At 75.4% G+C, this 5,733-nt stretch carries 2 protein-coding genes; both read right to left on the bottom strand.

The window, feature by feature from the left end:
* The coding region (locus tag BI06_RS51795; protein WP_043475873.1) for a condensation domain-containing protein at positions 1-370 on the bottom strand (370 nt) is incomplete at its 3' end.
* Positions 367-5,727 (bottom strand): non-ribosomal peptide synthetase/MFS transporter, encoded by a 5,361-nt coding sequence (locus tag BI06_RS37900; RefSeq protein ID WP_255360316.1) that lies wholly within the window; start codon positions 5,725-5,727, stop codon positions 367-369. The genes BI06_RS37900 and BI06_RS51795, both read right to left, overlap by 4 nt.
* Positions 5,728-5,733: the final 6 nt, after the last annotated feature.

Genomic DNA, 5,733 nt, shown 5'->3' with positions numbered 1-5,733 from the left:
CGCCGAGGTCGAACGGCGCGTTGACGGTGGGGCGGCAGGCCTCGGTGAAGTCGGCCTCGCCGGCGCCCGGGGCCAGCGCGACGAGGTCGAGCGGGACGGGCGCCGCGGGCTCGACCAGTTGCACGGGTGCCTCGCCGTCCAGCGCGAAGCGGGTGCGCAGCGGCTCGTGCCGGGCGGTCAGCCGGTCGAGCGCGGTGCGCAGCGCGGTCACGTCGAGCGGGCCGCTCCACCGCCGGCACAGGTACATGTTGAAGCCGGCGTCGGCGGGGTGGAGCTGCTGGAGGAACCAGAGCCGGCGCTGCTCCTCGGTGAGCGGGTGGACGGCCTCGACGGGGCGGGCGGGGCCGGCGGTCCGGTCGGTGGTGGTCATCGGGCGGCGGCCTCGGTTCCGGTGCGGGGTGCGGGTGCGGAGGGGAGTTCGGTTGAAAGGGAGGGTGCGGTCCCGGCGCGGGCCGCGAGGGTGGCCAGGCCGACCAGGTCGTCGGGCTCGGCGTCGGGGACGTCGCGGTCGAAGTGCCGCAGGGCGGGGACGGCGAGGCAGACCAGTACCAGCAGGGCCATGGCGAGCCCGAACAGCAGGTACAGCAGGCCGATGCCGCGGCCGTCGCCGGTGCCGATCAGCCGGCCGACGCTGTCCGCCAGCGGGCCGTCCGCGTCCACCCAGGGCTGGACCAGGCGCGGTCCGAGCGGTGCGACCAGGGCGAAACCGACCGGCAGGGTGGACCAGGCGACCATGGTGTTGACGGCGATCACCCGGCCGTGGAAGCGCAGCGGCACCTTGGTCTGCACGATCGTCGCGTAGACGCCGTTGACCAGGGCCAGCCCGTACGCCATGCCGAAGGCGCCGAGCGCGACCGGCAGGATGCTCGGGCGCAGGCCGGTCACCAGGCAGGCGGCCGCCAGGCCGAGGGTGGCGAGCAGGACGCCGCGCAGCCGCAGCCGGCGCGGCCCGCCCCACACCAGCAGGGTCAGACCGCCGAGGACGGCGCCCAGCCCGGCCGCGACCGAGACCCAGCCGGCGGCCGCCAGCGGGGCGAAGGACAGCACCAGCGGGGTGGTGAGCAGGAACAACGGCGACAGGAAGATGTTGAGCACGGCGAAGAACAGCAGCATGGCGCGGAAGTTGCGGCTGCCGAGCGCCCGCCGGAAGCCGGCCCGGATCTCGGCGCCGACACTCTCCCGGCGCCGGGCGGCCATCACGTCGGGGAAGCGCACGGCCAGCGTCACGCCGGTGGCGACCACGTAGCTGGCGACGTCCATCGCCAGGATGCCGCCGAGCCCGAGCGCCGACAGCAGGCCGACCGCGAACAGCGGCACCAGGAACTGGGCGAGGCCGAAGGCCATCTGGACGACGCCGTTGGCGCGGCCGAGGAAGCGCTTCGGGACGAGCTGCGGCACGGCCGAGTTCCAGGCCAGCCGTTGGAAGGTCAGCGCCGTCGACAGCACCGCGATCAGCACGTACGCGTGCCACACCGCCAGCGAGTCGGTCAGGTACAGCAGCAGCATCACCGCCTGGGTGAGGCCCGCCGCGACATCGCCGTACAGCATGATCCGGCGCCGGTCGCCGCGGTCCACCAGCGCCCCGGCCAGCGGAGCGGTGAGGATGCCGGGGACGAGCCCGCAGGCGGCCAGCAGGCCGAACTGCGCGAGCGAGCCGGTGGTCAGGTAGATCCAGACCGGCAGGGCGAACTCGGTGAGCGCCGAGCCGATCATCGAGATCTGCTGGCCTGCGGCGACACCGAGGAAGCGGCGCATGGTGGGCCGCACCGCGGCGGCCGCGGCCGTCGGCGCCGGCTCGGCGGCGTCCCGGGAGAGCCCGGCCAGCCACCAGGTGGCGCCCTCGGTGCGCCGGTGCCGCTGCTCCTCGCCGTCGGCCACCGAGCGGTGCACGGTGGTGAGGATCTCGGCGAGCTCGGCGGCCCGGTACTTGAGGTAGAAGTGGCCCGCCTCGTCGAGCACCACGACGCCGGTGGTGTCGCTGAGCCGGTGCCACTCCCGGTACCGCTCCTCGTAGAACTCGGTGGCCGGGTCGCGGTCGCCGCAGACCGCGTACACCGGGGCGGCGATCCGGCCGTCCTCGCTCTCGAACAGCCGGGTGAAGTACTGCTCGGCCTCCTTGGTCCCGGTCCGTCGGTTGGCGACCATCAGCCGCAGCTGCTCGGTGCCGACCTCGTCGGTGTCCAGTCCGGCCGCCGCCAGGGCGTTGATCATGCCCTGGTCGCTGCGCAGCCGGTCGGCGGCGCGGGCCCACCACTCGCCGACGGCGGCGCCGCGCCCGCGCGGCCGGGCGAACGGGAAGATGCCGCCGAGGTGGACGGCCTCGACCTCGCGGCCGGCCGCCTCCACCCGCCGGGCGATCTCCACGGCCAGCCGGACGCCGACGCCGCAGTGGCCGTACAGCACGATCCGGCCCTCGACGGTGTCCAGGATCTCCTGGGCGCAGCCGGCCGCGACCTCGTCGATGTCCATGGCCTCCTCGCCCAGTTCGTGCCCGGGGACGGCGAGCGAGTGCAGGGCCCAGTCGGCGGGCAGGGCGTCGGCGAGCGGCTTGTAGATGAGCGCGCTGCCGCCGCCGTACGGGGTGCAGACCAGGCTGGCGGTGGTCCGGCGGCCGGCCGGGGTGAGCAGGTGCAGCAGGCTGCGCGGGCCCCGGTCGGCGTGCGGGTCGCTGACCAGGGCGGCCAGCCGGCGCACGGTCGGGTACTTGAAGAGGTCCATCACCCCGACCGGGGTGGGGAGTTCGGGGAAGGCGCGGCGCAGCTTGGCGACCACCTGGGTGGCCAGCAGCGAGTGCCCGCCGAGCTCGAAGAAGTCGTCCAGGGCGCCGACCCGGGGCACGCCCAGCAGTTCGGCCCAGAGCGCGGCGAGGAACTCCTCGGCCTCGCCCTCGGGTTGGACGAACTCGCCGCTCGCGGCGGGCTCCTCGGGTTCGGGCAGGTTCCGCCGGTCGACCTTGCCGTGGGCGAGCAGGGGCAGCCGGTCGAGCACCACGAAGCGGGCCGGGACCATGTAGTCGGGCAGCGACTCGCCCAGGGTGTCGCGCAGTTCGGCCGGAGCGGGCACGGGAGCGTCGCCGGTCCGCTCCAGGTAGGCGACCAGCATCTGCCGCAGGCCCTCGCCCCGGGCCAGGACGACGGCCTGGCCGATCCCGGGCAGCGCGGTGAGGGCCGCCTCGATCTCGCCGGGCTCCACCCGGTAGCCGCGGACCTTGATCTGGTCGTCGGCCCGGCCCAGGTAGTCGAGCGTGCCGTCGGTGCGCCAGCGGGCCAGGTCGCCGGTGCGGTAGAGCCGGTCGCCGGGGGCGCCGAAGGGGTCGTCGACGAAGCGCTCGGCGGTCAGCTCCGGCCGGCCCAGGTAGCCGCGGGCCAGCCGCTCGCCGCCGAGGTACAGCTCGCCGGTGACGCCCGGCGGCACCGGCTGCCCGGCCTCGTCGAGGACGTGGCAGCGGGCCCCGGCGAGCGGGGTGCCGATCGGGGTGCTGCCAGGTCCGGCGGCGTCGGCGGTGACCTCGTGCACGGTCACGCCGACGGTGGCCTCGGTCGGGCCGTAGTGGTTGAACACCGCGCAGCGGCCGAGGGCGGCCAGGCCGGCCGCCCACGGCCAGGCCGAGGCCTCGCCGCCGAGCACCAGCGACCGGCGCGGCAGCAGCCGCTCCATCGGGGCGTCGGCGCTCAGCGCGGCCAGGTGCGAGGGCGTCATCTTGAGGTGGTCGAGCTCCAACGCCTCGATCCGCTCGGCCAGTTCGGCCCCGGCGATCCGGCGTGGCAGCAGGTGGACCCGGCCGCCGGTGCTCAGTGCGAGGTAGAGCATCGTCATGCTGAAGTCGAAGGCCAGCGACTGCAGCAGCCCGTAGCTCGCACCGGGCTCGATCCGCAGCCGTTCCCGCACCCCGGCCAGGTAGTTGAGGATCTGCCGGTGCTGGACGGCGACGCCCTTGGGGGTGCCGGTGGAGCCGGAGGTGTAGATGACGTAGGCCAGGTGGTCCGGTCCCGAGAGCTCCGGCAGCGGCTCGGCGTCCCGCACCGGTGGCTCGGTGTCCAGCAGCAGCACGGCGACGTCGTGGCCGGGGACGCGGTCCGGGAAGCGGTCGCGCAGGGCCGACTCGGTGAGCAGCACCCGGGCCCCGGAGTCGGCGACCAGGTGGGCGAGCCGGGCGGGCGGCTGCTCCGGGTCCAGCGGCAGATAGGCGCCGCCGGCCTTCAGTACACCGAGCAGGGCCACCGCCAGCTCGGGCGACTGCTCCAGGCAGACCGCGACCCGGTCGTCCGGGGCGACGCCGAGCGCGCGCAGCCGGCGGGCGAGACCGGTGGCGCGCTCGTCCAGCTCGCGGTAGGTGACGGTGCGGCCCTCGGCCTCCAGGGCCGGCCGGTCGGGGTGGGCGCGGGCGGTGGCGGCGAGCAGCGCGGTCAGGGTGGCCGGGGCGCCGTCCGGGTCGGGCAGCGCGGGTCCGGTGGCCCAGCGCTCCAGGACGTCCCGGCGTTCGGCGGGGGTGGCCAGGGGCAGCCGGGAGAGCGGCCGGTCCGGGTCGGCGACCGCCGCCGCGAGGAGGAGCTCGAAGCGCTCGACCAGCCGGCGCACGGTCGTGGCGTCGAACAGGTCGGTGCGGTAGGTGAGCAGCCCGTAGAGGCCGCCGTCGGACTTCTCCCGCAGGTAGAACGCGAGGTCGGTGCGGGTGGTGGCGGCCTCGTGCCCGAAGCTCTCGGCGGTCGGCGCGCCGGGGGAGTCCGGGGAACCGGAGCCCGCCGGAGCGGAGGCGGCACCGCGCTCGCCGTAGTTCTGGTAGGCGAAGCTGACCTGGAACACCGCGGAGCGGCTGACATCGCGCTCGATGTCCAGATCCGCCACCATCTGCTCGAACGGCACCTCCTGGTGGGTGTACGCGTCGAGGGTGGTGCCGCGCACCCGTCCGAGCAGTTCGGCGAAGGTCGGATCGCCCTCCAGCCGGGCCCGGATCGGCAGCATGTTGACGAACAGGCCGACCACGCCTTCGAGTTCGCGGTGCAGCCGGCCGGCCACCGCGGAACCTATCGCGAAGTCCCGCCGCCCGGCGTGCCGGCCGAGCAGGGTCTGCAGCGCCGCCATCAGCACCATGTACCCCGACGCGCCCGAGGCGCGGGCCAACTCGGCCACACCCCGGCCGAGTTCGCTGCTCCAGTGGAACTCGGTGGCGGCCCCCTCGAAGGTCAGCACCGGCGGCCGGGGGCGGTCGGTCGGCAGCTCCAGGGCCGGGACGTCGCGCAGCTCCTCGCGCCAGTACGCCCGCGAGCCCGCCAGCGCCTCGCCGGCCAGCCGCTCCCGCTGCCAGCCCGCGTAGTCGCCGAACTGCACCGGCAGTTCGGGCAGCCGGTCCGGGGTGCCGTGGGCGTGGCGGGCGTACAGCGAGTCGAGTTCGCGGTGCAGGATGTCGAGCGACCAGCCGTCGCTGACGATGTGGTGCATGACCAGGGCGAGTACGTGCTCGTCCGGCGCGGTGCGCACCAGCAGGGCGCGCAGCAGCGGGCCCTCGGCCAGGTCGAAGGGTCGCGCCACCCGCTCGCCGAGCTCGCGGGCGGCCCGCCCGGCCGGGTCCGGGTCGCCGCTCGCGTCGACGAACTCGGCGGTGAGCGGACCGGGTTCGGCGATCCGGACCTCGGCGGTGCCCTCGGGAGTGGCGGGGAAGCTCATCCGCAGCGCCTCGTGCCGGGCGAGCAGCCCGGTGAGGGCGGCGTCGAGCGCGGTGCGGTCCAGCGGGCC

The sequence above is a fragment of the Kitasatospora sp. MBT66 genome (assembly GCF_000710405.2).
GTDB lineage: Bacteria > Actinomycetota > Actinomycetes > Streptomycetales > Streptomycetaceae > Kitasatospora > Kitasatospora purpeofusca.
This window is presented reverse-complemented; position numbering and strand designations above follow the sequence as displayed.